The 26,285-nt window shown below is 67.0% G+C and carries 29 protein-coding genes; 21 read left to right on the top strand and 8 right to left on the bottom strand.

Translation table 11 applies throughout. The annotated features are described in order from the left end of the window. Positions 1 to 116: 116 nt before the first annotated feature. From JWP60_RS07005 to JWP60_RS06955, 11 genes are all read left to right on the top strand, one after another. Positions 117 to 1,118 (top strand): ABC transporter substrate-binding protein, encoded by a 1,002-nt coding sequence (locus JWP60_RS07005; protein ID WP_299788319.1) that lies wholly within the window; start codon positions 117 to 119, stop codon positions 1,116 to 1,118. A 17-nt stretch (positions 1,119 to 1,135) separates the two neighbouring features. After that, entirely contained in the window at positions 1,136 to 1,960 is an 825-nt protein-coding gene (locus JWP60_RS07000) for an ABC transporter permease (RefSeq protein WP_299788316.1), read from the top strand. A 1-nt stretch (position 1,961) separates the two neighbouring features. Then, complete coding sequence (locus tag JWP60_RS06995) at positions 1,962 to 2,768, top strand: ABC transporter ATP-binding protein (protein ID WP_299788313.1); 807 nt, start codon at positions 1,962 to 1,964, stop codon at positions 2,766 to 2,768. Between the two features lie 9 nt (positions 2,769 to 2,777). After that, complete coding sequence (locus JWP60_RS06990) at positions 2,778 to 3,755, top strand: NAD(P)-dependent oxidoreductase (protein ID WP_299788310.1); 978 nt, start codon at positions 2,778 to 2,780, stop codon at positions 3,753 to 3,755. After that, entirely contained in the window at positions 3,748 to 4,557 is an 810-nt protein-coding gene (locus JWP60_RS06985; protein ID WP_299788307.1) for a glucose 1-dehydrogenase, read from the top strand. The genes JWP60_RS06990 and JWP60_RS06985 overlap by 8 nt, the downstream gene beginning before the upstream one ends. 25 nt (positions 4,558 to 4,582) lie before the next feature. Next, a complete protein-coding gene (gene hydA / locus JWP60_RS06980) occupies positions 4,583 to 6,001 on the top strand; it encodes a dihydropyrimidinase (protein WP_299788304.1) in 1,419 nt (472 codons plus the stop codon). Between the two features lie 4 nt (positions 6,002 to 6,005). Continuing rightward, positions 6,006 to 6,185 carry a hypothetical protein gene (locus JWP60_RS06975; RefSeq protein ID WP_299788301.1) on the top strand — a complete coding sequence of 60 codons (180 nt, stop codon included), beginning with the start codon at positions 6,006 to 6,008 and terminating at the stop codon, positions 6,183 to 6,185. A 259-nt stretch (positions 6,186 to 6,444) separates the two neighbouring features. Further along, positions 6,445 to 7,773: a sorbosone dehydrogenase family protein gene (locus JWP60_RS06970; RefSeq protein WP_299788296.1), complete on the top strand. Its 1,329-nt coding sequence runs from the start codon at positions 6,445 to 6,447 to the stop codon at positions 7,771 to 7,773. A 52-nt stretch (positions 7,774 to 7,825) separates the two neighbouring features. Continuing rightward, positions 7,826 to 8,281, top strand: coding sequence for a TerB family tellurite resistance protein (locus tag JWP60_RS06965; protein WP_299788293.1), 456 nt, complete (start codon positions 7,826 to 7,828; stop codon positions 8,279 to 8,281). Positions 8,282 to 8,467: 186 nt separating this feature from the next. Next, positions 8,468 to 9,460, top strand: coding sequence for an aldo/keto reductase (locus tag JWP60_RS06960; RefSeq protein ID WP_299788290.1), 993 nt, complete (start codon positions 8,468 to 8,470; stop codon positions 9,458 to 9,460). A 294-nt stretch (positions 9,461 to 9,754) separates the two neighbouring features. Next, positions 9,755 to 9,928, top strand: coding sequence for a hypothetical protein (locus JWP60_RS06955; protein ID WP_299788287.1), 174 nt, complete (start codon positions 9,755 to 9,757; stop codon positions 9,926 to 9,928). Positions 9,929 to 10,285: 357 nt separating this feature from the next. Here JWP60_RS06955 and JWP60_RS06950 read toward each other — a convergent pair whose 3' ends face one another. The 3 genes from JWP60_RS06950 to JWP60_RS06940 form a co-directional block, all read right to left on the bottom strand. Then, positions 10,286 to 11,227 carry an acetamidase/formamidase family protein gene (locus JWP60_RS06950; RefSeq protein WP_299788284.1) on the bottom strand — a complete coding sequence of 314 codons (942 nt, stop codon included), beginning with the start codon at positions 11,225 to 11,227 and terminating at the stop codon, positions 10,286 to 10,288. An 11-nt stretch (positions 11,228 to 11,238) separates the two neighbouring features. Then, entirely contained in the window at positions 11,239 to 11,994 is a 756-nt protein-coding gene (locus JWP60_RS06945; protein WP_299788281.1) for an SDR family oxidoreductase, read from the bottom strand. Between the two features lie 68 nt (positions 11,995 to 12,062). Next, the gene (locus JWP60_RS06940; RefSeq protein ID WP_299788278.1) at positions 12,063 to 13,853 is read right to left on the bottom strand and encodes an NAD(P)/FAD-dependent oxidoreductase; all 1,791 of its coding nucleotides are present in this window, start codon (positions 13,851 to 13,853) and stop codon (positions 12,063 to 12,065) included. Between the two features lie 336 nt (positions 13,854 to 14,189). Here JWP60_RS06940 and JWP60_RS06935 point away from each other — a divergent pair, with 336 nt between their 5' ends. Further along, positions 14,190 to 14,789: a DUF6151 family protein gene (locus JWP60_RS06935; RefSeq protein WP_299788275.1), complete on the top strand. Its 600-nt coding sequence runs from the start codon at positions 14,190 to 14,192 to the stop codon at positions 14,787 to 14,789. 138 nt (positions 14,790 to 14,927) lie between these two features. On the opposite strand, the gene JWP60_RS06930 is transcribed toward JWP60_RS06935, so the two are convergent. Genes JWP60_RS06930 through JWP60_RS06920 form a run of 3 tightly spaced genes read right to left on the bottom strand, consistent with a single transcriptional unit; the run spans position 14,928 to position 16,478 of the window. Beyond that, a complete protein-coding gene (locus JWP60_RS06930) occupies positions 14,928 to 15,692 on the bottom strand; it encodes an alpha/beta hydrolase (RefSeq protein ID WP_299788272.1) in 765 nt (254 codons plus the stop codon). Further along, positions 15,689 to 16,150 (bottom strand): SRPBCC family protein, encoded by a 462-nt coding sequence (locus JWP60_RS06925; RefSeq protein WP_299788269.1) that lies wholly within the window; start codon positions 16,148 to 16,150, stop codon positions 15,689 to 15,691. The genes JWP60_RS06930 and JWP60_RS06925 overlap by 4 nt, the downstream gene beginning before the upstream one ends. Next, positions 16,143 to 16,478: a helix-turn-helix domain-containing protein gene (locus JWP60_RS06920; RefSeq protein WP_299788519.1), complete on the bottom strand. Its 336-nt coding sequence runs from the start codon at positions 16,476 to 16,478 to the stop codon at positions 16,143 to 16,145. The genes JWP60_RS06925 and JWP60_RS06920 overlap by 8 nt, the downstream gene beginning before the upstream one ends. Before the next feature lie 228 nt (positions 16,479 to 16,706). Between JWP60_RS06920 and JWP60_RS06915 the strand changes: the two genes are divergently transcribed. Together JWP60_RS06915 and JWP60_RS06910 are read left to right on the top strand one after the other, a co-directional pair. Continuing rightward, positions 16,707 to 17,537: a M90 family metallopeptidase gene (locus JWP60_RS06915; protein ID WP_299788266.1), complete on the top strand. Its 831-nt coding sequence runs from the start codon at positions 16,707 to 16,709 to the stop codon at positions 17,535 to 17,537. Positions 17,538 to 17,715: 178 nt separating this feature from the next. Then, the gene (locus tag JWP60_RS06910) at positions 17,716 to 17,964 is read left to right on the top strand and encodes a PepSY domain-containing protein (RefSeq protein ID WP_299788264.1); all 249 of its coding nucleotides are present in this window, start codon (positions 17,716 to 17,718) and stop codon (positions 17,962 to 17,964) included. A gap of 80 nt (positions 17,965 to 18,044) precedes the next feature. On the opposite strand, the gene JWP60_RS06905 is transcribed toward JWP60_RS06910, so the two are convergent. Continuing rightward, positions 18,045 to 18,887 carry a dienelactone hydrolase family protein gene (locus tag JWP60_RS06905; protein WP_299788261.1) on the bottom strand — a complete coding sequence of 281 codons (843 nt, stop codon included), beginning with the start codon at positions 18,885 to 18,887 and terminating at the stop codon, positions 18,045 to 18,047. A gap of 390 nt (positions 18,888 to 19,277) precedes the next feature. Between JWP60_RS06905 and JWP60_RS06900 the strand changes: the two genes are divergently transcribed. After that, a complete protein-coding gene (locus tag JWP60_RS06900) occupies positions 19,278 to 19,475 on the top strand; it encodes a hypothetical protein (RefSeq protein ID WP_299788258.1) in 198 nt (65 codons plus the stop codon). A gap of 82 nt (positions 19,476 to 19,557) precedes the next feature. Here JWP60_RS06900 and JWP60_RS06895 read toward each other — a convergent pair whose 3' ends face one another. Beyond that, a complete protein-coding gene (locus JWP60_RS06895; protein WP_299788255.1) occupies positions 19,558 to 20,271 on the bottom strand; it encodes an FCD domain-containing protein in 714 nt (237 codons plus the stop codon). Positions 20,272 to 20,354: 83 nt separating this feature from the next. Here JWP60_RS06895 and JWP60_RS06890 point away from each other — a divergent pair, with 83 nt between their 5' ends. From JWP60_RS06890 to JWP60_RS06865, 6 genes are all read left to right on the top strand, one after another. Then, positions 20,355 to 21,407: an asparaginase gene (locus JWP60_RS06890; RefSeq protein ID WP_299788252.1), complete on the top strand. Its 1,053-nt coding sequence runs from the start codon at positions 20,355 to 20,357 to the stop codon at positions 21,405 to 21,407. Positions 21,408 to 21,492: 85 nt separating this feature from the next. Then, a complete protein-coding gene (locus JWP60_RS06885; RefSeq protein ID WP_299788249.1) occupies positions 21,493 to 22,377 on the top strand; it encodes an alpha/beta hydrolase in 885 nt (294 codons plus the stop codon). Between the two features lie 16 nt (positions 22,378 to 22,393). Beyond that, positions 22,394 to 23,419, top strand: a complete 1,026-nt coding sequence (locus JWP60_RS06880; RefSeq protein ID WP_299788246.1) for an ABC transporter substrate-binding protein — start codon at positions 22,394 to 22,396, stop codon at positions 23,417 to 23,419. A 57-nt stretch (positions 23,420 to 23,476) separates the two neighbouring features. Beyond that, a complete protein-coding gene (locus JWP60_RS06875) occupies positions 23,477 to 24,514 on the top strand; it encodes a tripartite tricarboxylate transporter substrate binding protein (protein WP_299788243.1) in 1,038 nt (345 codons plus the stop codon). Positions 24,515 to 24,565: 51 nt separating this feature from the next. Further along, positions 24,566 to 25,603, top strand: coding sequence for an NAD(P)-dependent oxidoreductase (locus JWP60_RS06870; RefSeq protein WP_299788240.1), 1,038 nt, complete (start codon positions 24,566 to 24,568; stop codon positions 25,601 to 25,603). Positions 25,604 to 25,616: 13 nt separating this feature from the next. Further along, complete coding sequence (locus JWP60_RS06865) at positions 25,617 to 26,174, top strand: DUF938 domain-containing protein (protein WP_299788237.1); 558 nt, start codon at positions 25,617 to 25,619, stop codon at positions 26,172 to 26,174. The last annotated feature ends 111 nt before the right edge of the window (positions 26,175 to 26,285 follow it).

The following is a 26,285-nucleotide window of genomic DNA, read 5'->3' as shown; positions in this document are numbered from 1 at the left end:
TCCAGGAGTGCTTTGTATCCAATCCAGCGCGCGAAGCGGATACAAGACAGGCACGGGGCTTGCACTCGAAGGGTCAGGGCCACGACGGCCCGCCCCTTTCGACCTTCAAGGACCCCATGCTCAAACTCATCGCGAAAATCGTTTTCGCCGCGGCGGCCCTGCTGCCGCTGGCCGGCCAGGCCGACGAAGCGCCGGCCATCAAGCTCGGCTACGCCAAGTGCGCCCACTGCACACCGCTGGCGCTGACGCCGCAGAACGCCACCGGCGTGAAGCTGGAGGCCATCGGCTTCAACACCGGCAACGACGTGCTGACCGCACTGCTGTCCAAGAGCATCGACGTCGCCCAGGTCACCTACCTGCACTACGCCACCGCCCTCGACAAGGGCTTCGACGTGGTCGCCATTTCCGGCCAGATCAATGGCGGCTCGCAGATCCTCGTGGGCAACGACCTGCCGCTGGCGGCCAACGACTGGGCCGGCCTGAAGAAGCTGATCGCCTCGTACAAGGCGCAGGGCAAGCCGTTCCGGGTGGCGGCGTCGCGCGGCAACGCGCAGGACATCCACATGCGCGGCGCCTTCGCCAGGCAGGGCATCGACATCAACAAGGACGTGCAGTTCATCAACATCCCGAACCCGTCGGACCACGTGCAGGCGCTGCGCCGCGGCGAGGTGGAATTGATCTGCTCGGTGGACCCCTTCGCCACCCAGATCCGCGAACTGAAGGCCGCCAAGTTCTTCGCCTTCCCCTACGACCAGGCCGCGGGCAAGCTGACCAACCTGATCGTGACGCGCTCGGACGTGATCGCCGCCAAGCCCAAGGCCGTGGAGGAGACCGTGCGCTCCATCGTCAAGGTCAATGAGCTCATGGCCAGCAACAAGGAGCTGTTCATCGAGACCATCCAGAAGGTCACCGGACTGGACAAGGCGATCGCGACCGGCGCCGTCGCCAACCTGTACCCGGACTACGCCATGCACCGCGCTTCCGCCGTGGCCATCGCCAGCATGATGCACGACCTGAAGTACATCAACACGGACGTCACGGCGGCCGTGGAGAAGAACATGGACTACCGCTTTCTCGAGGCCGTGACGGGCAAGCCGAAGTCGGCGCTCGGCTACTGAGCGAAGACGGATTCCCGATGCGGTTCCCATCCATCCTGGTCCACCTCTATCGACGCCTCGAACGGAGCATCGTGCCGGTGGCGCTGTTGATCGGGTGGGAGATCTTCTCCCGCTCGGGCATCCTCCCGCCGGCCCTGCTGCCCGCGCCTTCGCAGGTGCTGCGGGCCTGGGCCGACTGGGTGGTCGGCACCGACGGCAACACCCAGACCTATTCCGCGCACTGGCTCTACGACACGGCCGCAAGCGCGGGCCGCGTGTTCGCGGGCTTCGGGCTGGCGACCTTCTTCGGCGTGACGCTCGGCATGGCCATCGGCTGGTCGCGCACCATCGAAAAGCTGATCGAGCCGGTGCTGCAGGTGCTGCGCCCGGTGCCGCCGGTGTCGTGGATTCCGCTGGCCATCATCTGGTTCGGCATCGCCAACAAGCCGGCGATCTTCCTGGTGTTCCTCGGCTCCTTCTTCCCGGTGCTCCTGAGCACCATCCATGGCGTGAAGACCTGCGACCGCAACCTGCTGCGTGCCGGCGCGATGACCGGCGGCACGCCGCACAAGCTGCTGCGCCACATCGTTTTTCCGGCGGCCCTGCCCAGCATCTTCTCCGGGCTGCGCATCGCGATCGGCTCGGCCTGGATGCTCACCGTCACCGCCGAAATGGTGGCGGTCAAGAGCGGCGTCGGCTACGTGCTGTGGGACTCCTACTACTTCCTGCGCTACGACATCGTGATCGCGGCCATGGCCAGCATCGGCCTGCTCGGTTTCCTGAGCGACTTCGCGATCAAGCGCGTCGCCGCCCGCGTGCTGCGCTGGCAGCACGGCTCGACGCTGCAGGCAAGGGAGGCCTGAGATGACCCTCATCACCATCGACCGCGTCTCCCGCCTGTTCGACGACCCGAAGCGCGGCACCGCCGTGAAAGCGCTCGACGAGGTCAGCCTGCAGGTGCGGCGCAACGAGTTCCTCTGCCTGCTCGGGCCCAGCGGCTGCGGCAAGTCCACCCTGCTGAACATGATCGCCGGCTTCGACCAGCCCTCCAGCGGCACCGTCACCGTCGGCGGCCAGAGGATCACGGCGCCCGGCTCCGACCGCGGCGTGGTGTTCCAGCAGCCGACGCTGATGCCCTGGCTGACCGTGTGGGAGAACGTGGCCTTCCACCTGACGATGCGCGGCGCCGGCAAGGCCCAACGGCGCGAGCAGGCGCAGCGCTTCATCGAGCTGGTCGGCCTGCGCGGCTTCGAGAATCACTTCCCGAGCGAGCTGTCCGGCGGCATGAACCAGCGGGTGGGCATCGCCCGCGCGCTGCTGATGAATCCGGAGGTGATCCTGATGGACGAACCCTTCGGCGCGCTCGACGAACAGACCCGCATGGACATGCACACGGAGCTGGTGCGCATCTGGCGCGAGAGCCAGGCCACGATCGTCTTCGTCACGCATGCCATCGACGAGTCGCTGGCGCTCGGCACGCACATCGCGGTCATGTCGGCGCGCCCGGGCCGCATCCGCGAGCTGATCCCGGTCGACCTGGAGCGCCCGCGCGATCCGACCAGCCCGCGCTTCAACGACTACAAGCGCCACATCCTGTCGCTGCTGCGGCCCGAGCCGCTGGCGCGCCCGGAGCCCGGGGAGCGGTCCGAGCGCGTGCTGAAAGTCGCCTAGGACGCAAGGATGCCGACCTTCATCACCGGCGCGAGCGGCTTCGTCGGCCTGGCGCTGACCGAACACCTGCTGGCCCGCGGCCAGCACGTCGTGGGCTATGACCTGCAGCCGCCCGCCGCCGCTGCCCTGAAGGCCTTCGCCGCGCTGCCCGGGCGATTCGACGCCGAGACCGGCGACGTGCTCGATGCCGCCGCGCTGCGGCAGGCGATGCGTTGCCATGCGCCGGACCGCCTGGTCACGCTGGCCGCGATCACCGCCGATGCCGGCCGCGAGCGCGCCGCGCCCCAGGCGATCTTCGACGTGAACGTGGGCGGCGTGCTGGCGGCGCTGTCGGCCGCCGCGGAGTGCGGCGTGCAGCGGGTGCTGCATGCCAGCTCCGGCTCGGCCTACGGTGCCAGCGGCGCCGGCAGCGCGCCCTTGTGCGAGGACAGCACGCCGCTGCGCCCGGAAGGGCTCTACGGCATCTCCAAGCAGGCCGCGGAAGCGGCAGCCCGGCGCTTTGCCGACATCGCGGGCCTCGATCTGGTGGTGGGCCGGCTCGGCACCTGCTTCGGCCCGTGGGAGGCCGACACCGGCGTGCGCGACACGCCCAGCGCGCCGCTGCAGGTGCTGCGGCTGGCGCGCGCGGGACATGCCGCCGTGCTGCCCCGCGCCGGGCTGCGCGACTGGCTCTACGTGCGCGACGCCGCCGCTGGCCTGGCCGCCCTGCTGGACGCGCCGCACCGATCGCACGCCACCTACAACATCGCCACCGGCTTCCGCTGGACCCTCGCCCAGTGGTGCGAGCAGCTGGCCGCGCGCCGCCCAGGCTTTCGCTGGCAGCTCGCGAACGCCGACGCCGGCGAGCCCGCCAACGTGGACTACTACGCACCCTACGACCGCGCGCCCATGGACTGCACCCGGCTGCGACAGGACACGGCCTTCGTGCCGCGCTATGACCTGGCGGCCGCCGCCAACGATTTCGAGGAGTGGCTGCACCATGCCTGAACCCACGGCTGCCCTGCCCGAGCCGAGCGCCCGCCGCCTCGTCGGCAAGGTGTGCATCGTCACCGGCGCCGCTTCCGGCATCGGCCGCGCCACGGCGCGCCTGCTGGCCGCGCATGGCGCTCACGTGGTGGTGGCCGACGTGACCACCGAGGTCGTCGAGGGCGGGCGTCCGACCGCGGAGCTGATCGCGGCGGAGGGCCGCAGCGCCATCTTCCAGCGCACCGACGTGTCCGATACGGCGCAGGTCGAGGCCTTGATGGACCAGGCCGTCACGCGCTTCGGGCGCATCGACGTGCTGGTGAACAACGCCTGCGTGCGCCACGCGCGGCCCCTGCTGGAGATGGAAGAGGCCGACTGGCAGCGGGTGCTGGACGTCAATCTCACCGGCGTGTTCCGCTGCTGCCGCGCCGCCGTGCGCCACATGGTGCGGCAGGCGCCCGTCGACGAAGCGCGCGGGCGCATCGTCAACCTGTCTTCCCAGCACGGCATGATCGCCGCGCCCGAGGACCTGGCCTACGGCACCAGCAAGGCGGCCATCGCTTATCTCACCCGGCAGATCGCCGTGGATTACGCACCGCAGCAGATCGTCTGCAACGCGGTCGCCCCCGGAAAGATCCAGACCGGCGCCGGCGGCCGCGCGCTCGACCCCGCAGTGATGGAGCGCGCCGTGCGCCGCACGCCCTGGCCGCGCCTGGGCCGGCCGCAGGACGTGGCTAACGCCATCCTCTTTCTCGCCAGCAGCGAAGCCAGCTTCGTCACCGGCGCCCAACTGATGGTCGACGGCGGCTGGACGGCCGCCTGAAGACCGGACCCACGAACGAGACTCCATGCCTGAATTCGACCTGGTCGTGCGCAACGCGCAGGCCACGACCGCCAGCGACAGCTTCCTGTGCGACATCGCCGTGCGCGGCGGCCGCATCGTGCAGCTCGGACTCGACCTTGCGCCCGGCGCGCGCGAGATCGACGCCGCCGGCCGCGCCGTGACGCCGGGAGGCGTCGATGCCCACTGCCACCTGGACCAGCCCATGGAAGGGCCGGCCCGCATGGCCGACGACTTCGCCACCGGCACCCGCTCGGCCGCCTGTGGTGGCACCACCACCGTCATCCCGTTCGCCGCCCAGATGAAGGGCCAGTCATTGCGCGCCGCGGTGGAGGACTACCACCGGCGCGCCGAGGGCAAGGCGCACGTCGACTACGCCTTCCACCTGATCGTGAGCGACCCCACGCCCAAGGTGCTGAAGGAGGAACTGCCGGCGCTGATCCGCGAGGGCTACACGTCCTTCAAGATCTACATGACCTACGACGACCTGAAGCTCGATGACGGGCAGATCCTCGACGTGCTGGACGTCGCCCGCGAACACGGCGCCATGGCCATGGTCCACGCCGAGAATGCCGACTGCATCGAGTGGCTGACCAAGCGGCTGGAAGCGTCCGGCCGCACGGCGCCGCGCTACCACGCGCACGCCCGGCCGATGCTGGTGGAGCGCGAGGCGACCCACCGGGCGATCGCACTGTCGCAACTGGTCGATGTGCCCATCCTCGTGGTGCACGTCTCGGGCAAGGAGGCGGTGGAACAGATCCGCTGGGCCCGCGGGCTGGGCCTGAAGGTGTTCGCCGAGACCTGCCCGCAGTACCTGTTCCTCACCGCCGAAGACCTGGGGACAGACGACAGCTATGGCGGAGCCCGCTGCGTGTGCAGCCCGCCGCCGCGCGATCGCGCCAACCAGGAAGTGATCTGGGACGGCCTGGCCGACGGCCTGTTCACCGTGTTCTCGTCCGACCACGCGCCCTTCAACTTCGACGACCCCGCCGGCAAGAAGCCGGGCGGCGAGGAAGTGCCGTTCCAGCACATCCCCAACGGCATCCCCGGGCTGGAAACGCGCATGGCGCTGCTCTGGTCGGAAGGCGTGCTGGCCGGCCGCATCACGCCGCAGAAGTTCGTCGAGCTCACCGCCACCAATCCGGCCAAGGCCTACGGCCTGCATCCGCGCAAGGGCACCATCGCGGTCGGGGCCGACGCCGACCTGGTGATCTGGGACGAGCGCGAGACGGTGATCCGCAACGCCATGCTGCACCACGCGGTCGACTACACGCCGTACGAAGGCATGCGCCTGGCGGCCTGGCCCGGCATGACGCTGGCCCGCGGCGAGGTCGTGTGGGACGGCAGCCGCTTCAGCGGCAAGGCCGGGGCCGGCCGCTTCCTGCCCTGCGGCGCGCCCTCGCTGCTGCCGAAGAAGCGGGGCTGAGTCCATGCGCCTGCTGGTCATCAACCCCAGCATCTCCGACAGCGTCACGGCGCTGATCGAAGCCGAGGCGCCTCAAGTCCTCGCGCCCAGCGCGCAAGGTGATCGGAGGTATCTCGGTGGGGATGCATGCGGCGTACTGTGCGGCGGCCGGACGGCGCCGTATCGAACGGAAACGACAGGCTGACGTCGAGCGCTCTCGCTATGCTCGCGTTATGTCCCCAGTGCCCTTCACTGCAGCCGACTGCCCGGATCCGACGGCACGCCCGGCACGCGCATCGCATGGCGCAAACGGCAGCGGCGCGCGGCTTCACGTGGCCTCCCCCCAGAGCATGTTCGAAGGCTTCGCTGCGTGCCTCGCAGACTTCGGGGCGCACGAGCGGGCGCAGCTGTTCGTGGAGAATGCGCGACGGATCTATCGGATCGGGCTATAGCAGGAGAGAACGATGAGCGGACAAACAAGCCTCTTCGCCCGCGGCGTGGCGCTGGCCGGCGAAGCGGCCTTGGTGTGGCGGCGCTGGACGCAGGGGCCCATGCCGCCGCCGGCGGTGGGCGGCGCTCCACGGATCCCGCCGGGGCGCGCGCAAGGCGCCGTGCCGACCCTGAAGATGCCGACCGCACGCGGCTGGGCCTCGGGGCAAACGCCGGTCGCGGCGCCGGGGCTGGCGGTGAACGCGTTCGCGGCGGGACTGAAGCATCCGCGCTGGATCCATGTGCTGCCCAATGGCGACGTCACCGTGGCGGAGGCGCTCTTCTCGCCCGGTCCTCCCAGGACCGTGTTCGACCGCGCGAGGTTCGAAACCATGAGGCGGGCCGCCGCCATCGGCGCGAGCCCGAACCGGATCACGCTGCTGCGGGACGCGGATGGCGACGGGGTCGCGGAGACCCGCGACACGCTGCTGGAAGGCCTGAGCCAGCCGTTCGGCATGGCGCTGGTCGACGGAACGTTCTACGTCGGCAACACCGACGGCGTGGTCGCGTTTCCGTACACCACCGGCACGACACGGATCGAAGCAGCTGGGCGCCCGCTCGCGAGCTTCAAGCCCGGCGGGCACTGGACGCGCAGCCTGCTGGCCAGTGGCGACGGGCGGCGCCTGTATGTCGGCGTGGGATCGCTCACCAACATCGGCGAGCTCGGCTTCGACGTCGAGGAAGGGCGCGCCTGCATCGTCGAACTGGACCTGGCGAGCGGCCGCTCCCGCATCTTTGCCGCCGGCCTGCGCAACCCGGTGGGCCTGGCCTGGCAACCGGAGACCGGCGAGCTGTGGACCGTGGTGAATGAGCGCGACGGCCTGGGCGACGAAACGCCTCCCGACTACCTGACCTCCGTGCGCGAAGGCGGCTTCTACGGCTGGCCGTATTGCTACTGGGGCCGCATGGTGGACGAACGCGTGCAGCCGCAGGACGTGGGGCGGGTGGCGGAGGCGATCACGCCGGACTATGCGCTCGGAGGGCATACCGCCTCGCTCGGCCTGTGCTGGATGCCGCGCGGCACGCTGCCCGGCTTCGACGAGGACGGGATGGTCATCGGCCAGCACGGCTCCTGGAACCGCAGCATGCTGAGTGGCTACCGAGTGGTGTTCGTGCCGTTCGCGAACGGCCGTCCGACCGGGCAAGCTCCACGCGATGTCCTGACGGGCTTCCTGGCCCCGGACGAAACCCAATCGTACGGGCGGCCCGTGGGTGTGGTGATCGGGCCGGACCGGAAATCGCTGTTGGTCGCAGACGACGTGGGCGACGTCATCTGGCGAGTCGGTCCGCGCAGCCGATCCTGATAACGCAGCCGACGCCTCGCGAACCCTCTGCCGCGAAACGGATCGAACCTGCATGTTCGAACGTCTCAAGACTTTTCTCGACGAGCTCAACCTGGCTGACAGCTCCGAGCACCCCGCCGGCGCGCCCTCGCTGCGTCTGGCCGCTGCAGTGCTGCTCGTTGAGGTCATGCGCGCGACGCAAGGGATCTCCGTCGACGAGCGTGGGGCCGCGGCCCCGTTCCTGGCCGAACGCTTCAAGCTGGGCGATGGCGAGATCGCGGCGCTGCTGCAGCAAGCCGAGCGCGAATCGACTGCGGCCTGGGACTATTTTCATTTCACGAATCCGCTGGACGAGGCGCTGTCGCAGCCCTCGAAGATCGCGCTCATCGAGGCGATGTGGCAGGTGGCCTATGCCGACCGGCATGCCGATCCGCGGGAGAACACGGTGATCAGCAAGGTGGCGGACCTGCTGCATGTGCCGCATGGCGACTACATCGCCGCCAAGATGCGCGCGAAGCCGCGCGACTGACGCGGCCCGGCCCCCGCGCCGCAGCAGGAACATCCGCCGCAGATCCATCCCACGCAGGAGCATCCTCTCCAGGAGCATCCAGAGCAAGTGAAGGCGCCGCAAAGCGCGACTGAGCCGCGCGGCCACGTTCGCGTCGCGTGCTGCTTGCTGCTGCTCTTCGGCAGTGGCCTCTGACACAATCGGCGCATGCAACACGTGCGATTCGGCCGCACCGGCCTGAAGGTGTCCCGCCTGTGCCTCGGCACCATGACGTTCGGCCTGCAGTGCGACGAGGAAAGCTCGCGCTCGATCATGGATCGGGCGTTCGAAGCAGGCATCGACTTCTTCGACACCGCCGATGTCTATCCCCTCGGCGGCGGCGTGGAACTCGCCGGCCGCACCGAGGAAATCATCGGCCGCTGGCTGCAAGGGCGGCGCCACAGCCTGGTGATCGCCACCAAGGCCGCGGGGCGTGTCGGCAGCCGGGCGTGGGACGAAGGCAACTCGCGCAAGCACCTGCTCGATGCGATCGACGCATCGCTCAAGCGACTGGGCACTGACTACGTCGACCTCTACCAGTTGCATTTCGACGATGCGAATACGCCCCTGGACGAATCGCTGGAGGCCCTGGACGCGATCGTGCGTTCGGGGCGCGCGCGCTACGTCGGCGTGTCGAACTTCGTGGCCTGGCGGCTGGCCAGGATGCTCGGGCGCGCGGACTTGCTGCGCTTGGCGAGGCCGGTGTCGGTGCAGCCGCGGTACAGCCTGCTGTTCCGCCAGTTCGAGCGCGACCTGTTCCCGCTGGCGCAGGAGGAAGGCCTGGCCGTGATCCCCTACAACCCGCTGGCGGGGGGCATGCTGACCGGGAAATACCAGGTGGGTATGCAGCCGCAGGAGGGCACGCGCTTCACGCTGGGCAAGGCGGCGCACACCTACCAGGATCGCTACTGGCACGAGCGCGAACTGGCCCTCTCCGCCAGCTTCGCGGACCTCGTCCGGGAGCACGGCGCCGTGCCGGCGCAGGCGGCCATCGCATGGGTGCTGGCCAATCCCGCGGTCACCAGCGTCATCATCGGTGCGAGCAAGGCCGCGCAACTCGCCGACAGCGTGGCAGCCGTCGACCTGGCGTTGGCGCCGGATCTCGCCTCGCGCCTCGGCGAGATGACGCGCGAATTCCGCTACGGCGATGCGGTACGCTGAGGCAGGGAGGCCACCGGCCATGTCCATCACGCTCTATCACCACCCGTTCTCGCGCGCCGCCACCCTGGTCTGGAGGCTGCTTGCGGCCAGGAGCGGACGATCGTCCCGCTCCGGACCGGACTTCTCACCGAAACACTGCTGGAGAATTTCGCGCATGTCCGAGCGCTGATCTCGAGCGGCATCCTGGCTGCCCATCTTCGGATCTTCCTACAGGCAGTCGACCGGAACGCTGGCTTTCGCGCGCGTTCGGTCTCCTAAGCTGGGGCACTCAACAACCCGAACCAGGAGCTCTCGATGAAGATGCTGCTTTCTCTCGCCTTGCTCGCGGTCTCCGCCCTGTGCAGCGCCTGTTCCTCGTACGGCGCGACGGAGATGGGTGCGGGCCCGGCAGTCGGCACGGTCTGCGCCGACGGAACGGCGCTGCCCCCGAACAGCCGCTGTGCATTGCACGGCGGTCCGAGCCAGTAAGCGGCCGTTCGACGAGCGAGGTCCTGCCGCACCGCTGCTCGGATCGATCGCTGCGCCGCGGGAGTCGACCCGGTCGCCGGGCGGCGCGACAGTCGGCTGCACCTTGAGACGTCGCGCGCGCGTCGCTGCGCGCACGCTTCCAAAGCCGCAGGAAGGGCGCGCGCATTCCCGGCACACGCGTCGATGCCGTCGTGGCCGATGCGATGCACAGCGATGCGATTTACCGTCGCACTGTTCGGTGGGGTCGCGACCGCTTCCGGCCTGAAACCGGCTTGGGACGGTCAGGGTGCACCGGACGTGACCACGAGACGTGCGCTCACGTGTGGAGGCATCCATCCCAGGACTGACAGCGATTCGTCAATCGATCACCACCCGCGGAAAGTAGTACGACACAACCCAGTTGGGCACATCGACGATGGAGCTGATGCGAAGGTCGGCGCAGACGCTGCATAGCATGTACGCGTCGACGGGCTCGTAGCCGTACCGCTGGCTGAGCAGCTCAACCATCTCGGACACGGCCACCCGGGCGCCCTGCATCAGGTCCGGGCCGATGCCAGTCGTCACCTCGTAGCCCCTGCGGTCGAAGTGGTTCGTCACCGGACCGGGCACCACGTACCGGGGCATGCGCAGCCGCGCGCCCTTCACCAGATCGAACTTCAGGACGACGTCGATCGGGCTTTCGATCGCGGTGCCGCAGACCTCGCCGTCGCCTTGTGCCGCATGCGTGTCGCCGACCGAGAACAGCGCGCCCTGCACCTCGATCGGCAAGTACAGCTCGGTGCCCTCGGCGATGTCGCGTGCATCCATGTTGCCGCCCACGTTGCGGGGCGGGATGATGCTGTGCAGCCCGGGAGCGGCGGGCGCGACGCCGATCGTGCCGGTGAACGGCCGCAGCGGCACGCAGCCGCCGGGCCCGTACATCGCCGGCGCGAGGCCAGGATCGTAGTTCCAGTGGTGCAGGCGGGCATTCGGGAACTGGTCGGTCAGCAGCCCGAAACCGGGGATGTTGCCGGTCCAGCCCCAGCCCGAAGGCCGAAGCGACAGCACGGTCACCTTCAGCGCATCGCCCGGCTCGGCGCCTTCGATGTAGACGGGGCCGGTGACCGGGTTGACGCGCGCGAGGTCGAGCCGCTCGAGATCCGCCGCGGTCGACTCGCGCGTCAGCTGCCCGGATGACGCATCGACCGTCTGGAACTCGATGGTCTCGCCCGGCGCGATATGCAGGCAGGGCGTGAATGCGTTGTCCCAGCCGTGATGGGTGTGGTTCTTGTGGATCGTGTGGTCGGCCAGTGCATGCATGGCTAGCTCCTTCACACGGCGGTGGTGAGCGCGCCATCGATCACCAGGTTGGCGCCGGAGATGCGGCTCGCGGCCGGGCTGGCGATGAACACGACGCCGTTGGCCACCTCCTGCGCGGTGCCGAACCTGTGCGTCGGGTTGACCGCGAGCGTCGACGCGTACAGGTCGGGCATGTTCTTCTCGATGTTCTGCCAGATGCCGCCTTCGAAGTACGTGTTGCCAGGCGACACGCAGTTGACGCGGATGCCCTGGCCGACGAGCTTGCGGCTCAGGCCCTTGGCGTAGTGGATCAGCGCCGCCTTGGTGGCGCCATACGAGCCCGCGGCGAAGTCGACCTCGAAACCCGAGACGCTGGAGATGAGCACGATAGCTCCGCTGTCCGACTTCTCGAGGAAAGGCACCGCGGCGGCGACTGCATGGACCGCATGCATCATGTCGGTGGTGAACGACTTCGCCCAGGTGTCGGGCGAGTCGCCGACGGCCAGGGCGCTGACGTTGCACACCAGCACGTCGATGCCGCCCAGCGCCTCGGCACTGGCGGTGATCCAGCTGTTCAAGAGGTTGGCGTCAGTGACGTCGACCGCGCGACCGAACGCCGGCACACCCTTCTTCTTCAGCGCGGCCACCGCGACCTCGATGTCGCCATGGTTGCGCGCGCAGATCGACACGCCGGCACCTTCATCGGCAAAGGTATCGGCGATGGCTCGACCGATGCCCTTGGTGCCGCCGGTGACGAGTGCCCGCTTGCCTTTGAGTCCGAGGTCCATGGCGTGTCTCCTTGCTCATTGCCCATCTCCCGCGCTGTCCCGGTGTTCCGCCTGCGCGGCTTCCCACATCAGCTCGGGTGGTACGACGGCGCGAGCCCGTAGACCGGCGTCGGCAAGCCCTCGTAGCGCGCCTTCAACTGCAGCGAAAGGAACTGCGAGTAGTGACGGGACTGGTGCAGGTTGCCGCCGTGGAACCACAGATCGGGCTGCTGCGTCGGCTTCCACATGTTGCGCAGCTCACCCTCCCACGGGCCCGGATCCTTGGCCGTCCCTGAGCCGAGCCCCCAGCACTTGCCGACCTTGTCGGCCGTTTCCTGGTCGACGATCTGCGCCACCCAGCCGTTCATCGAGGCATATCCGGTCGCGTAGACGATCACGTCGGCCGGCAACTCGGTGCCATCGTCCAGGGTGATCGAATGCGCGTTGATGCGCTCCACCTTGACGCCGCTCTTGAGCTTGACGCTGCCGTTGGCGACCAGCTCCGACGCCCCCACGTCGATGTAGTAGCCGGAGCCGCGGCGCAGGTATTTCATGAACAGGCCGGAGCCGTCCTCGCCGAAATCAAGCATGAATCCAGCCTTCTCCAATCGGTCGTAGAAGTCCGCGTCGCGCCTTTTCGCCTCCTCGTACACCGGGACCTGCAAGGCCGGCATGATCTTGTAAGGCACCGACGCGAAGATCAGGTCGGCCTTGTGGTGATCGATCCCATTGGCCACCGCCTGCTCGCTGTACAGGCCGCCGAGGGCCAGCTCCATCAACGTGGCGCTCTTCATGACGTGCGTGGACGAGCGCTGCACCATGGTCACGTCGACACCGTGCTCCCACAAGGCGGCGCAGATGTCGTGCGCCGAGTTGTTCGAGCCGATCACGACCACCTTCTTGCCGGCGCAGCCTTCGGGGCCCGGGTGCTGGCTGGAATGGTGCTGCTCGCCAAGGAAGCTCTCGGCGCCCGCGAATTTCGGCAGGTTCGCCACCGCCGACATGCCGGTCGCGAACACCAGCTGCTTCGGCCGCAGGGTCACGGGCACACCGTCGCGCTCGACTTCGACGACCCACTCGCCGGCCGCCTCGTCGTACCTCGCCTTGTTGCAGGTGGTGGAGCCCCAGTAATTCAGCTCCATGACGCGGGTATACATCTCGAGCCAGTCGCCGATCTTGTCCTTCGGGCTGAACACCGGCCAGTGGTCCGGGAAGGGGAGGTACGGCAGGTGGTCGTACCAGACCGGATCGTGCAGGCACAGGCTCTTGTAGCGATTGCGCCAGCTGTCGCCCGGCCGGGCATTCTTCTCGACGATGATCGCCGGCACACCGAGGCGACGCAGCCTCGCCCCGAGCGCAATGCCGCCCTGGCCGCCCCCGACGATCAGGACGTAAGGTTGCTTCGTGAACCCGAGCTCGGCCGCCTCCTGCGCGCGCAGCTCCGCCCAGCTCTTGCGGCCTGGCTGCCCGCCGTGCTCGACGCCTCGCTCTCGCGCGGCGCCGCGCGGTTCCTCGAAACCCTTCAACTCGACCATGGTCGTGAGCAGCGTCCAGCAGCGATCGCCTTTCAGCCGCAGCAGGCCCTTGCCGCGCGCCACGGCGGTCTCGAAGGTGAACCACGCTTCGGTCACGCCGCCGGCCTCGCTCGCCTCCCCTTCGACGCGCCAGTGCCATGGCCGGGTCGCAGCAAGGGTCGCCTCGAGCATGCCACGCACGGCTTCGCGACCCTCGGCGGTCTTGATGTTCCAGGTGAAGGACACGAGGTCGCGCCAGTAGCAGTCTTCCTCGAACAGGGCGGCAGCGGCGGTGGCGTCGCCGCGGGCGAGTGCCTCGCCAAAGGTGTCCAGCCATGATTGGGCTTGCGTCGTGGGAGTCGTCATCGCGAGGTCTCCTTATCGGCTTGCACATCCAGGGCGTTGGGTGCGGCGGGGCTTGGTTGCGCCGCAAGTATGCTGCTGCCCTGCAGCCACCGGCGGAAACCACGTCGTCGACGTGTCTTAACGTGCAGGCCTGCACTGGTCGGCACCTGCAGGGCCTGCATGGAACGCCTTGGCAGCTTCCGCTTGTTTCGTACCGGCGGCGGTGGATGCGGCGACGACCACTTCCTGCGGCACTTCGGCGGGGAACGGTGGCCGACTGCAAGTCGGAGCATCGGAGGCTAACGACGCCGACGCTCCAACCGCGCGCAATCCACCGGGGCGAAGCACAATGCGTCCATGACTCACCGCATCCAGTGCACCTGCGGCCAAGTCCGTGGCGAGATCGTGCAGCCGCGGCGCGCCATGCGCGCTGTTTGCTATTGCCGCGACTGTCAGACGTATGCGCACCTGCTGCGGCGTGCCGACCAGGTGCTCGATGCCGCCGGCGGCACGGACGTGATCGCCACTCCCGCGAGCAACCTTGCGATTACCGCCGGACGCGAGCACCTCGCCTGCGTCTCGCTGTCGCCCCGCGGGCTGCTACGCTGGTACGCTGCCTGCTGCGACACGCCGGTGGCCAACACGCCACGCGACTGGAAGCTGCCTTATGTCGGTTTGGTGCACACCTGCCTGCGCCAGCCCGATCCGCTGGAGCGGTCGTTTCCGCAGGTCGAGATTCGCATTTACACGAAGAGCGCGCACGGAGCGGTACCGGCGGACACGGCGCTTCCCGGCAAGCTGCACTTCCTGCGCATGGTCATGCGCCTGACCGGGATGCGCCTGACCGGCGCGTACAAGTCGACGCCCCTGTTCTCCGCGAGCGGCGAGCCGGTCGCGGCACCCCGCGTGGCAGGAACCGAAGAAATCGAAGCCGCGCGGCGCGCGGCGACTGCCTGATCATCCCCAGTGTGCGATTGCGTCAGTGGGACTTCTCAGGTGGCCTCGGCGCGGATCGACTGATCGCTGCCTTCGTAGCGCAAGTCGACGAGTCGGGTAGCGGATGGACCGATCGGCGCGAGTCGCCCCAGGTGAAGGTCAGTGGACGGATCGCGCGGCGGTTTCGATGACGCCTGCAACGATGCGCGGCTGCGAGATGAGCACGGCGTGGCTCGCATTGACGAAGGTCACTTTCGAGCCAGCACGCTGTGCCATCCACTTCGCACGCTCGATGTCCAATGCGCGGTCCTGCGTGCCGATCACGGCGTAACTGGGTTTGTCGTGCCAGGCGGCGGCCGGCATCTTCACCCTGAAGGCCGCGGCCGCCACCGGCATCTGTGCGTGCGCCATGAAGTCGGCCTGCGCCTTGGGCAGGTCGGCCGCGACGTCTTGCGCAAAATGGGCAGGGTGGAGGAAGACGAAGCCGTCGTTGCTCGCGGTCAGGTGCTTGCCTGCGGCCGGCTTGGGCGGGGCGACCTCCCCGGCGGTCTCGCCAACGTCGGGCTGCAGCCCGGCCACATAGACCAGCGCCTTCACCTTCGGGTCGGTGCCCGCCACCGTGATGACCGCGCCGCCATAGCTATGACCCACGAGCACGACCGGGCCTTCCTGCTGGTCGATCACGCGCTTCGTCGCGGCCACGTCGTCGCTGAAGCCTGTGAGCGGCTGCTGCACCACGCTCACGCGGAAGCCGCGCCGGGTGAGCACGTCGTACACGCCGCGCCAGCTCGATCCGTCAATCAGAACGCCGTGCACAAGGACGATGCTGACCGGCCGCGCAGGCGGCGCCGATGGCACCGCCGCGGGGCTCACCGCGACCAGCAGTGCGACCCCTGCTGCGAACAACCTGCGGGCGATGTTCATTGCTTGTTCCGGTACGGCTCTTCGAGGGCGATCGTGCCCGTCTCCAGCAGCGACTTCAGGTTCGACAGGATCTTCGGCCAGCCGCCCGACACGGCTTCGACCAGCTTCGATCCTTCGCGCTCGACGCTGTGCGTGATCGTGAGCCTCACTGCCTGTCCGGCGGGCACCAGCTCGATCCTGCACAGCGACGCGCCTTCGGCCTTGAGTTCAGGGCGCATCTGGTGTTCCCAGCGGATCACCAGGCCCCGCGGCGGATCCGCTTCGACGATCTCACCGGCGTCCCACACTTCGCCGCGATCGTTCACCAGCTTCCAAGGGGATCCGGTGGTGAAGTCGCTTTCGCAATGCATGCCGAACCAGTACTGCTTCATGAACTCCGCGTCTTCGGTCAGCGCGGACCAGAGCCGCTCGGCTGTCGTGCGGATGTATGTCACATAGACGAAGGTCGACCTAATCATTGCTTTTCTCCAGTTTGCGTTTCAGGTGGGCGAGCGCCTTCAGGCGCGGTTTCTCGAACTTGGCAATCCAGCGCTCGTAGACGTCCTGCAGGGGCACCGGGTTGAAGAAGTGCAGCTTTTCCCGGCCGCTGCGGACGGTTGCGACGAGGTTCGCCGCCTCCAGCACATCGAGGTGTTGCCTCACGCCTTGCCGGGTCATGTTCAGGTGCTCGCACAGCTGGCCGAGCGTCTGGCCGTCGTGCGCATGCAGCTGGTCCAGCAACTTGCGGCGGCTGGGGTCGGCCAATGCCTTGAACAGCAGGTCGTCGTCGGGGGAGTGCTTCGCCATCCGGGTCGTAATATGCAAGTCGTGACTTGCCTGACTATAGGCAAGTAAAAGCTTGCCTGTCAAGCGCGCCCAGTTTTCCTGCAAGCTGACCGAGCTCAGCGGCTTCTGCGCGGGGATCCGGTGATCCGCGCCCGAGTGGACATCGGGTGTCATCGGCAGCGACCGGCGGGGACGCTTGAAATCGCGCCGCGCAAGCTCATCTACCGGCCATAGGTACTTGGGGGTGTCGTGTTCGCCAGCAACCTGTCTTCGTTCGCGTCATCCGTCCTGCGCGGAGCCGGTCAGCGCGCTCGCAGCTGGCTGCCCCTTGCTTCCCCGGAGACGGAGTTCCCCGAACAATGGCGGGCCTGGTTGCACGAGCACGTCCCGCTGTGCACCGTGCTGCCGGAGGTGCTGCGCCACTCCCATGAAGATCTGGTCCTGAAATTTCTCGCCTGCAAGCCATTCATCGGCTGCGCCGGCCTGGAAGTGACCGAGCACATGCGGGTCGTCATCGCCGGCCATGCAGGCCTGCTCGTTCTTGCGCGAGGAATGAGCGCCTATGCGCAGCTTCGCGAAATCCTCGTGTACCCGGGCGAGTTTGTCGCCCGCCGGGCGCAAGTGGGCACCGACGGTGTGGTCCATCAACATGCACATGTCCTGCGTGGCGAATCGTCTTCGCTCGGCCAGGTCGTACTGTCCTGGGCCGACGTGCTTGCACCCGCCGGCCCGGGGCATAACCTCGTCGTTCATGAATTCGCCCATCAGCTGGACCAAGCCAAGGGAGGGGCCAACGGCGCACCGTTCACCTTCGCCAGTCCATCGCAGCGCCAGCGATGGGCGGCCGTCATGAGCCACGAGTTCGAACAGCACCAACGCAACACGGCGCTCGGGGAACAGACGCTCCTGTCGCACTATGGCGCGACCAGCCCCGCGGAATTCTTCGCCGTGTGCTCCGAGGTGTTCTTCGAGCTGCCGCAGGCGATGAGATACGTGCATCCTGCGCTGTACACCGAATTGAGTCGGTACTACCGACTGGACCCGGCCAACTGGCACGGAGCTCTCGGAGAGCGGCGATAAGCATTCCGAGCGCACGCCGGGTTGCAGACGGCGCAGAGCCGCGGTGACCTGGGCCTGGATGTCAGCCCTCCCCCTGCCCGCGCATCTCCCGTTGAAGCGGGACTGGGTCCAAGGTCTCGTTCATCGATCGTTCAGGCATGGCGCGCTATCTTGAACGCACATCAACCAGAGAGCCCTCATGCCGCGCATCACCCTGTCCAGTTTCGCCCTCGTTCTCGGACTGCTGTTCCTCATGCCGGCCGCCTGGGCGGGGGTGGATCGCGATCAGGCGGTCTCGCTTGCTCAGCGCGTGGCTTCTGGCCGCGTGCTCGCGGTGGAGCGCGGGCTGCACGTGGACAACACTGTGGTTTGGCGCGTCACGGTTCTCACGGCGCAGGGCGAGATCCGCAAGATCGTCATCGACGCAGACACCGGGCGCACCCGTTAGAAGGCAGATCACGGTACGGACCGGCCGGCCGCTCCCTACCGAACTGCCGGCAAGGTCCGCATGGCCACCGATGGCCGTGATCAGGCCAGCGCCTGGCTGAATGTCGCCAGCAGGCGCGCCCAGGCGCGTTCCGATTGGGCGGCATCGTAGACCTGGGTGTCGGGCGGGCACCAGCCATGGGCGGCCGGGTACACCTGCACCTCGGCCGGCAGCTTTGCGGCGGCGAGCGCATCGCGCAGCGCGACCTTGGCCTGGGGGTCTTTCGCGTCGTCGTTTTCGGCCACGGCAACCAGGTAACGCGCCTTCGTCTGGGCCACCAGGCGATGGGGGCTGTCGGGTGCGGCGGTCACCATGGCGGCGCCGTGGAAGCTTCCGACGGCGCCCACACGGTCGGGCGCCACGGCCGCCGTGCGCACCGCGATCGGTCCTCCCATGCAATAGCCGGTGGTACCCAGCTTGCGCGCCTTGTTCACTTCGGGCTGGGCGTCGAGCCAGGCCACGAAGGATTTGCCGTCCCTCAGGTGCATGGTCGGCGTCAGCGCCTGCATCAGCGGCATCACTTCGGCGATGGGCGTCTTGCCGCCCTGCGGCGCGGTAGGCGCCTTCATCTGCCGGTAGAAGGGGTTCACCACCAGCACGCTGTAGCCCGATTCGGCCAACCGCCGCCCCATCTGCCTGAAGGCGGGGCGAAGACCGAACACGTCGGGCCACACCAGAACACCGGGCGCCGGGCCGGAGCTGGGAGCGACAAAGTACGCGTCGCAATTGCCATCCGGCGTGGTGATGGTCACTTCGCGTTCAGCCACGGTCACGGCATTGGCCACGCTGGGCAGCGTGGTCAGCAGGCCGGCGGATGCGGCCCATGCTGCGAAATCACGGCGGGTGTACTTCTTGAGTTCTTCCTGGTCGTTCACATCGCACATGGTTGGTTCACCTCATCGAGTTCAGGTTGCACATCGCCTCCTTCCACGGGCAGGGTGGCATGGAAGCAGGGCTTCTCGGACGCCAGGGAATGTCTGCATCGGGCGAACGAGAAGGCCGGATCGTACGTCTCCCAGCGGCCGGAAGCGCGCGCCACAGGCAATCACCAAGTCGATGTGTCGCTGCCCGGATCATCCCCGGGGACACGAGAGCTCCTCGGAAGATCCTGGCGTACGTCGCTTCCGGCCAAGAGCGGCGGTGACCGAACGGCGTTCGAATTCGGTGGGCAACGACCAGCCCTGCTCTCGATCTTCACCGTCGCTTTGCATGCAGCGGTCTTCCTGCGTGCCAATTGTCGCGTTGAGTACGGAAGGATGTACGAGGAGATTTCCATGGCGGAGTCCTTCAGCCCGTTCAGGCTTTGTTTCCGCTCGCTGTTCGAGCCTGGTCGCGGCTATGCATTTCCCTGCGACTGCAACGGCCTCGTCGTTTTGGACGACCTGAGCGAAAGAGCCCGCAACAACTACTTCTACGCCCGCGCCATGGTCGGGCGCGAGCTGACCGTACCGGCGATCGAGCCCGACGCCTGAAGTCCCTTGTTGCGGGAAGAGCAGAGCGCACGCTGCCGTTCCGGGAAAACACGCCCAGTCGCCGGCCATGCCGCGTTGCCGCCTAGGTACGCACCTCGTCCCTGAGCATTCTCTGGCAGCCAGCGAGGATGTGCTGCTCTGCCTCGCGCACAGCATCCGGCTTGCTGCCGGCTGCGATGGCCTCGTAGATGCGGCGGTGTTCACTTTGCGACTTGCGCATGTTGCCGGGGTTGTCGAAGTTCTGGCGGCGAAAGAGATGCAGTTCCTTGACGAAGTCAGAGTACACGCGAGCCGCCCTCCGGCTGCCGCAAAGAGTCACCACTGCAGCGTGGAATTCCAGGTTCAAGCGGTAATACCGATCGCCGTCGCCCGCCTCCGCCGCGGCACCCATCTTCTCGATCAAGGATTTCAGATGTTCGACGTCCCTGGACGATCGCTGTTCGGCCGCCGTGCCGGCGATGAACCCGAACACGACGGCTCTGAGCTCTGAAATCTCGACCATCTCCCCGACCGTCAGCTCGCGCACATACACCCCGCGATTGAGCACGGGGGTCACGAGTCCGAAGCCAGTGAGGATACGGATGGCCTCTCGCACCGGCCCGCGGCTGACACCCATTCTGGCCGCGAGGGCGACCTCATTCAGCCGCTCCCCGGGCTTGACCTCGCCGGAATAGATCATTTCCTTGACCTTCTCGGCAACCTGCAACGGCAGGCTCTGGTCGGGCCGGCTTGCTTGCTCATCGCCCGCCTTGCGCTCCCGCGCTGAACGGACTTCGGAACCTGTGGAAATGCTCATACCTTTGCTCGCGAGTGATCGAGGCACCGACGCCTCAAAGTGAGTACACTCAGTGATGAAGTGGATGCACTTAGGCAAGTTCTGTGATCAATCATACCCCTAGCGACTCGAGCCTCGGCGGGCCTGTGTCTTCGTCAAAGGCCAAGAAGCCAAGGATTGCCGTCATCGGAGCAGGCGGGACCATCAGCACGCGCAGCACACTGGGTTCGCTCGACCTGGTGAACTACATGGCGTTTGGCTCGACCCTGAATGTCGAAGACGTGATTGACGCCGTGCCCGAGGCGAAGCAGTACGCGGACATTCACCCCGTTCGGTTCAGTGCCGCTTCTTCGACCTCCGTGAGCTATGCGGATTGGCGCGCTATCGTGCAGCTTGTCGGCAGCTTCGAGCAGAACCACGGGGAGGTCGATGGCTTCGTGATCCTCCACGGAACCGGAACGCTGGAAGAAACAGCCTATTTCCTGCATCTTTGCCTCAAGACCGAAAAGCCCGTTGTGCTCACCGGATCGCAGCGGCCCCTGGGTGCCATTTCGTCCGATGCCCCCCTGAATCTGCTGAATGCGATCCGCGTCGCCGGCAGCACTGCTGCAAGAGGCATGGGCGTCCTCGTGTGCCTCAACGACGAAATCCACGCAGCGCGCGACGTCACCAAGGGGGCGACCTCACGCCTGCACGCGTTCCGCACTCCGGACTTCGGCATTCTCGGCGAGGTCAATGGGGATGGCGTGAACTTCTACCGACGGCCCACCAGGAGGAGCTACCCCGACACGGAGTTCGACGTCGAACGCTTGCCGCTGTTGCCGCGGGTCGACATCGCCTACTCCTATGCCGGCGAGGACGGGGAAGTTGTGCGGGCTCTGGCTGCAGCTGGTGCGAAGGGCATCGTGGTGGCCGGATTCCCTGGAGGCCGCTTGTCCCCTGCGCAAAAGGCTGCGTGCATTCAAGCCCTGAAGGACGGGATCGCGATCGTCGTTTCAACCCGTGCGGGGTCCGGTCGCGCGCATGTCGCCCAGGACTTGAAGAGCTGCGGCATTGTCGGTGCCGACAACCTCACTTGCCAGAAGGCCCGGATTCTTCTGACGCTCGCTCTTTCCCACGGGAAGCCCGACCTCGAACGAATCTTCAGCCTCTACTGACCCAAGGGCAGACGTGGTTTCCCCGCCCCTGAACAAACCACCAGCGGCAGCGCGATGAAGCATGCACCTTTTGTGGAGAAACGAAATGACGTTCGCCAGAACTGACGATGGCGTTGATCTGTACTACGAGGTCACCGGCACCGGCACTCCCATCATTTTCATTCACGAATTCGCGGCAACTTGCCAAAGTTGGGAGGCCCAGGTCCGGCATTTCAGCCGGTGGTACTCGTGCATCACCTTCAACGCCCGCGGCTACCCTCCTTCGCAAGTTCCGACTGACACGGCCAGCTACTCGCAGCAGCGCGCGGTGCACGATGCGATCGCCGTGCTCGATCACGCAGGCGTAGCCCGCGCACACATCGTCGGACTCTCCATGGGAGGCTTTGCCGCCTTGCACCTGGGCCTCGATCATCCGCAGCGCGCCCGCTCGCTGTGCGTGGCCGGCGCCGGCTACGGTGCGGAGCCGGAGAAGCAGGAAGTCTTCCAGCGCGAAACAAGAAACACTGCGGCGCTGCTGCTCGAGCAGGGCATCGAGGCGTTCGCGATGAAGTATTCGAGAGGGCCGACGCGGTTGTCGTTCGAGCGGAACGATCCTCGGGGGTATGCAGAGTTCCAGAAGACGCTGGCAATGCAATCGGCATTGGGGCTGGCAAACACCCAGCTCGGGGTGCAACTTCACAGGCCCTCGTTGTACTCACTGAGGGACAAGATGAGAAATCTCAAGCTGCCAACGCTCATTGTCAACGGCGATGAGGACACGCCCTGCCTGGGGCCAGCACTCATGATGAAGGCGACGATCCCCTCGGCAGTGATGAGCGTGATTCCGAACTGCGGGCATACGCTCAACTCGGAGGTCCCCGACGAGTTCAACCGGATCCTGGGCGCATTCATGGCTCAGGCCGACAGTGGACGTTGGCCGCTACGTTCCTACGCGCTGGCCACCGACAAGGCGACAGGAATGGCCTCGTAACCGACCGCAGGCGCACATGGCGCCGGACATCGCTGCATCGCAGCCGATCGGCCTGCAGCGAAGCCCGGCCTGTGAACCCCGTCAACAACACAACCCCACGAATCAGGCCCTCGGCCTGCGCATCATGAAATTGACACTGGCAGAAAATTTTCGGGCCGTCTTCTATGCTCCCCTTTACGCATTAAAGGCCCTGAACCTGGCGGCCCGCGAGGGCGTGGACATCGAATGGCTCGCGCCCGGCGCGCCGGGCGGCGCCATCGATGACGTCAAACGCGGGACGATCGACCTGACCTGGGGCGGCCCCATGCGCGTCATGAAAGACCACGACAGCACGCCGGCGGACGGCGCCTCTCTGGTGTGCTTCGGCGCGGTCGTCGCGCGCGACCCGTTCTACCTGGTCGGCAAGCCCGAGCCGGCCAGCTTTGAGCTGAGCGCGCTGGCCCGCCTGCGCCTGGGCGTGGTGTCCGAAGCGCCGACGCCTTGGCTGTGTCTGCAGGCCGACCTGCAGGACGCCGGGACCGACCCCGCGGCCATGATCGCCGCGAACCGCGTCACGACGGGCCTGACCATGCAGGAGCAACTGCAGGCGCTCAGGGATGGCGAGCTCGATGTCGGCCAGTTCTTCGAGCCGTATGTCAGCCAGGCGCTGGCCGAAGGAGCCGGCCGGCTGCTGTACGCCGCCTGCGAGCGCGGACCGACGATCTACACCACCTTCATCTGCTCGCGCGACGGACTCGCGCGCCACCGCGACGCCTTTGCCGGCCTGACGCGCGCCCTGCAGTCGGCGCAGGACTGGATGGCCGCGAACGAACCCGTCGAACTTGCCCGCATCGCCGCGCCGTTTTTCCCGGACGTTCCTGCTGCGCTTCTTCGCGCGTCGATAGAACGCTATTACCGCGACCAAGTCTGGGCGTCCCATCCCGACATTTCCAAGGCCGGTTTCGACCGCCTCTCGCACAGCCTGCACGCCGGGGGATTCACTGCATCTCGGATAGCTTATGCGCCCTGCGTGCATAGCTTTGGCGAGACCGGATCCGTTTAAGCGCCGCTCGTCCCGATCAACGCACTTTCAAACTTTCAGTTCACTCGTCTCACCCTGTTGGAGAATTTCATGACGGCGATTCATCGTTTGGCGCAGTCCTTGCGCTTCTTCCACCAGCGCCTGCGCGCCATGCCGTGGGCCGCGGCCCTGCTGCTCGCGGCAGTTGCTGGCAGCCAGAGCGTACTTGCCGCCGGCGAGTACCCGATCCGGCCGATCCAGATGATCATTCCGTTTCCCGCCGGCGGCCCGGCCGATACCGTAGGCCGGCTCTACGCACAGCGCCTGTCCCTGCTCCTGGGACAGCCCGTCGTCACGGAAAACCGGGACGGTGCCGCAGGCATCATCGGCACGCAGGCTGTCGCCCGCGCTCGCCCCGATGGCTACACCATCTTGTTCGGCACCACCAGCACCATGGCGGTGAATCAACTCATCATGAAGAACCTGCCGTATGACTTCGGCAGGGATTTTTCGGTGATCGGCCTGATCGCCAGGGCACCGCACGTCCTGGCCGTGCGCAACGGCCTGCCGGTCAAGACAGTGGCCGAACTGATCGCGCTGGCCAAGAAAAATCCCGGCAAACTCACCTATGCGTCGGCCGGCGCGGGAAGCATCGTCCAGATGGGCGGCGAACTCTTCAAATACGGAAGCGGCACCGACATCATGCACGTGCCCTACAAAGGCGGCGGCCCGGCCACCCTGGCCGTGCTCACCGGTGAAGTCGACATGACGGTCAACGACCTCACCACGCTCCAAGGCAATATTGCGTCCGGCAAGCTGCGGGTGCTGGCCGTGGCCAACGACACCCGCCTGAAGGTCCTGCCCGACACACCGACGTTTGCCGAACTGGGCCTGCCCAAGATCGTTTCCAGCACCTGGTGGGGCATTGCGGTGTCGAGCAAGACGCCGGCCGACATCCGAGCCAAGCTCCGGGCCGCGAACAGCAAGATCGTCGCCGATCCGGAATACGTCAACCGCCTGGCCGCCATGGCCGTCGAGCCGCTGGTCCTGACGCCGGAGCAAGGCGCGACCTTCATCGCCAGCGAAGTGCAGAAGTGGAAGAAGGTCACGACCGCTGCCAACATCCATCTCGATTGATCCGACAACACCGATGACTTGAACAGGCCCGCACCTGATGAAGGGCGCAACATGGCAGTACTGATTACAGGCGGAGCGGGTTTTGTCGGCCTGAACGTGGCGGAGCAATTGCTCAAGCGCGGCGATGACGTGGTGCTCTTCGGACCGGCGCCACCGCCCGCCGCCGCTCTCGCGGCGCTGCAACGGGAGCCGGGGCGCCTGCTGCTTGCGGCGGGAGACGTCAGCCAGGCGTCGGACCTGGACGCCGCGCTGGGCGCGCACACGATCGACCGCGTGATTCACGGCGCGGCCGTCACCGCCGACCTGGCGCGTGAAAAACGCGCCGCGCGCGATATCTTCACCGTCAATCTGCTGGGCACCGTCGAAGTGCTGGAAGCCGCCCTGCGCCATCAGGTGCGCCGCGTCGTGCAACTGGGCACGGGCTCGATCTTTGGCGCCGCCGGAAAGTCCGGCGACATGCTCGACGAACAGACCAGCGTCGTCCTGCCTGAATCGCTCTACGGCATCAGCAAATTTGCCGCCGAACGCACGGGACTGCGCTACCGGCAGACGCGCGCACTCAACCTGACCGTTGTGCGCTTGGGCACGGTGTTCGGACGATGGGAGTACGAAACCGGTGTACGCGATAGCTTGAGCATGGCCCTGCAACTGCTGCGCGCCGCAGAAAACGGCGCTGAAGTCGTCATTCACACCGAGACGGCCGACGACTGGGTTTACTCGGTCGACGTGGCACTCGGGCTGATCGCCCTGCTGGACCTGCCCGAAACACCCGAACCGGTCTATCACCTGTCCGCGGGCATGCGCTGGTCGGTGGAAGGCTGGTGCCGCCGCCTGCAGGAACGCTTTCCGCGTTTCAACTACCGCCTGACCGATCGGCTGGAAGAATGCACATTGGGACGCACCAAGGCCGCCATGCGCTCTCCCATGAGCATCGCACGTATCCGCCGCGATGGCGGGTACGAACCCGCCTACCTGCTGGATCGCGCGTTCGACGACTACCTGGCCTGGCGCAACACCAACCGGGAATTCGGGCTGAACAGCCCGGCCGGGTTACAGGCGTCCGGGTCAGCCCCGCGTCCGATATCCTGAGGCGTCTGTTCCCATGCCAAGCCTCCTTCACAGCCCTGCCGTCGACCGCAACAAGGAGCCTATCCTTGCGCAGCTCAGATCCCTCCTGGGCGAGCGCGGCACGACCCTGGAGATCGCGTCGGGCACGGGTCAGCACACCGTCTGGTTCGCCGCGGCCCTGCCACGGTGGACATGGCAGCCGACCGAGTTCGATCCGGAAATGCTGCCCGTGATCGCCGAGAGGATTGCGCAATCGGGAGTGAGCAACGCACTACCCCCACTGAGACTCGACGTGACGGAGTCCCGCTGGCCGTTTGCGAGGAAGTACGACGCCATGTTCTGCGCCAACATGCTGCACATCGCGCCCTGGGGCGCATGCGCGGGCCTCATGGCTGGAGCGGCGCGCCACCTCGCGCCCGGGGGCATGCTGGTCACGTACGGCCCCTACTTCGAAAACGACGTGCCGACGGCGCCCAGCAATCTCGCGTTCGACGAAAGTTTGCGGGCACGTGATCTCTCCTGGGGGATCCGTCAGCTCGATGACGTCGTCGCCGAGGCTGGCCGCAATGGGCTCGCGTTAGGGAAAGTCTGAACAAGTCCACCGATCATGCCGCGGCGCGTTGATTGACGCAAAGGAGCCTGCGCGATGAGCCAGATCAGTTTCTCCGACGCGGAGTACGCCGGCAAGCGGAAGAAGACGCGG

Origin of the sequence: Ramlibacter sp. (assembly GCF_028291745.1) — a bacterium.
GTDB lineage: Bacteria > Pseudomonadota > Gammaproteobacteria > Burkholderiales > Burkholderiaceae_C > Ramlibacter.
This window is presented reverse-complemented; position numbering and strand designations above follow the sequence as displayed.

Coding starts and splice junctions, on each gene's coding strand:
- JWP60_RS06885 (WP_299788249.1), top strand. CDS start 21,493: ATGACGTTCGCCAGAACTGACGATGGCGTTGATCTGTACTACGAGGTC.
- JWP60_RS06950 (WP_299788284.1), bottom strand. CDS start 11,227: ATGCATGCACTGGCCGACCACACGATCCACAAGAACCACACCCATCAC.
- JWP60_RS06935 (WP_299788275.1), top strand. CDS start 14,190: ATGACTCACCGCATCCAGTGCACCTGCGGCCAAGTCCGTGGCGAGATC.
- JWP60_RS06865 (WP_299788237.1), top strand. CDS start 25,617: ATGCCAAGCCTCCTTCACAGCCCTGCCGTCGACCGCAACAAGGAGCCT.
- JWP60_RS06870 (WP_299788240.1), top strand. CDS start 24,566: ATGGCAGTACTGATTACAGGCGGAGCGGGTTTTGTCGGCCTGAACGTG.
- hydA (WP_299788304.1), top strand. CDS start 4,583: ATGCCTGAATTCGACCTGGTCGTGCGCAACGCGCAGGCCACGACCGCC.
- JWP60_RS06880 (WP_299788246.1), top strand. CDS start 22,394: ATGGCGCCGGACATCGCTGCATCGCAGCCGATCGGCCTGCAGCGAAGC.
- JWP60_RS07005 (WP_299788319.1), top strand. CDS start 117: ATGCTCAAACTCATCGCGAAAATCGTTTTCGCCGCGGCGGCCCTGCTG.
- JWP60_RS06925 (WP_299788269.1), bottom strand. CDS start 16,150: ATGATTAGGTCGACCTTCGTCTATGTGACATACATCCGCACGACAGCC.
- JWP60_RS06965 (WP_299788293.1), top strand. CDS start 7,826: ATGTTCGAACGTCTCAAGACTTTTCTCGACGAGCTCAACCTGGCTGAC.
- JWP60_RS06905 (WP_299788261.1), bottom strand. CDS start 18,887: ATGTGCGATGTGAACGACCAGGAAGAACTCAAGAAGTACACCCGCCGT.
- JWP60_RS06970 (WP_299788296.1), top strand. CDS start 6,445: ATGAGCGGACAAACAAGCCTCTTCGCCCGCGGCGTGGCGCTGGCCGGC.
- JWP60_RS06945 (WP_299788281.1), bottom strand. CDS start 11,994: ATGGACCTCGGACTCAAAGGCAAGCGGGCACTCGTCACCGGCGGCACC.
- JWP60_RS06985 (WP_299788307.1), top strand. CDS start 3,748: ATGCCTGAACCCACGGCTGCCCTGCCCGAGCCGAGCGCCCGCCGCCTC.
- JWP60_RS06990 (WP_299788310.1), top strand. CDS start 2,778: ATGCCGACCTTCATCACCGGCGCGAGCGGCTTCGTCGGCCTGGCGCTG.
- JWP60_RS06940 (WP_299788278.1), bottom strand. CDS start 13,853: ATGACGACTCCCACGACGCAAGCCCAATCATGGCTGGACACCTTTGGC.
- JWP60_RS06900 (WP_299788258.1), top strand. CDS start 19,278: ATGGCGGAGTCCTTCAGCCCGTTCAGGCTTTGTTTCCGCTCGCTGTTC.
- JWP60_RS06930 (WP_299788272.1), bottom strand. CDS start 15,692: ATGAACATCGCCCGCAGGTTGTTCGCAGCAGGGGTCGCACTGCTGGTC.
- JWP60_RS07000 (WP_299788316.1), top strand. CDS start 1,136: ATGCGGTTCCCATCCATCCTGGTCCACCTCTATCGACGCCTCGAACGG.
- JWP60_RS06910 (WP_299788264.1), top strand. CDS start 17,716: ATGCCGCGCATCACCCTGTCCAGTTTCGCCCTCGTTCTCGGACTGCTG.
- JWP60_RS06975 (WP_299788301.1), top strand. CDS start 6,006: ATGCGCCTGCTGGTCATCAACCCCAGCATCTCCGACAGCGTCACGGCG.
- JWP60_RS06955 (WP_299788287.1), top strand. CDS start 9,755: ATGAAGATGCTGCTTTCTCTCGCCTTGCTCGCGGTCTCCGCCCTGTGC.
- JWP60_RS06895 (WP_299788255.1), bottom strand. CDS start 20,271: ATGAGCATTTCCACAGGTTCCGAAGTCCGTTCAGCGCGGGAGCGCAAG.
- JWP60_RS06995 (WP_299788313.1), top strand. CDS start 1,962: ATGACCCTCATCACCATCGACCGCGTCTCCCGCCTGTTCGACGACCCG.
- JWP60_RS06920 (WP_299788519.1), bottom strand. CDS start 16,478: ATGGCGAAGCACTCCCCCGACGACGACCTGCTGTTCAAGGCATTGGCC.
- JWP60_RS06960 (WP_299788290.1), top strand. CDS start 8,468: ATGCAACACGTGCGATTCGGCCGCACCGGCCTGAAGGTGTCCCGCCTG.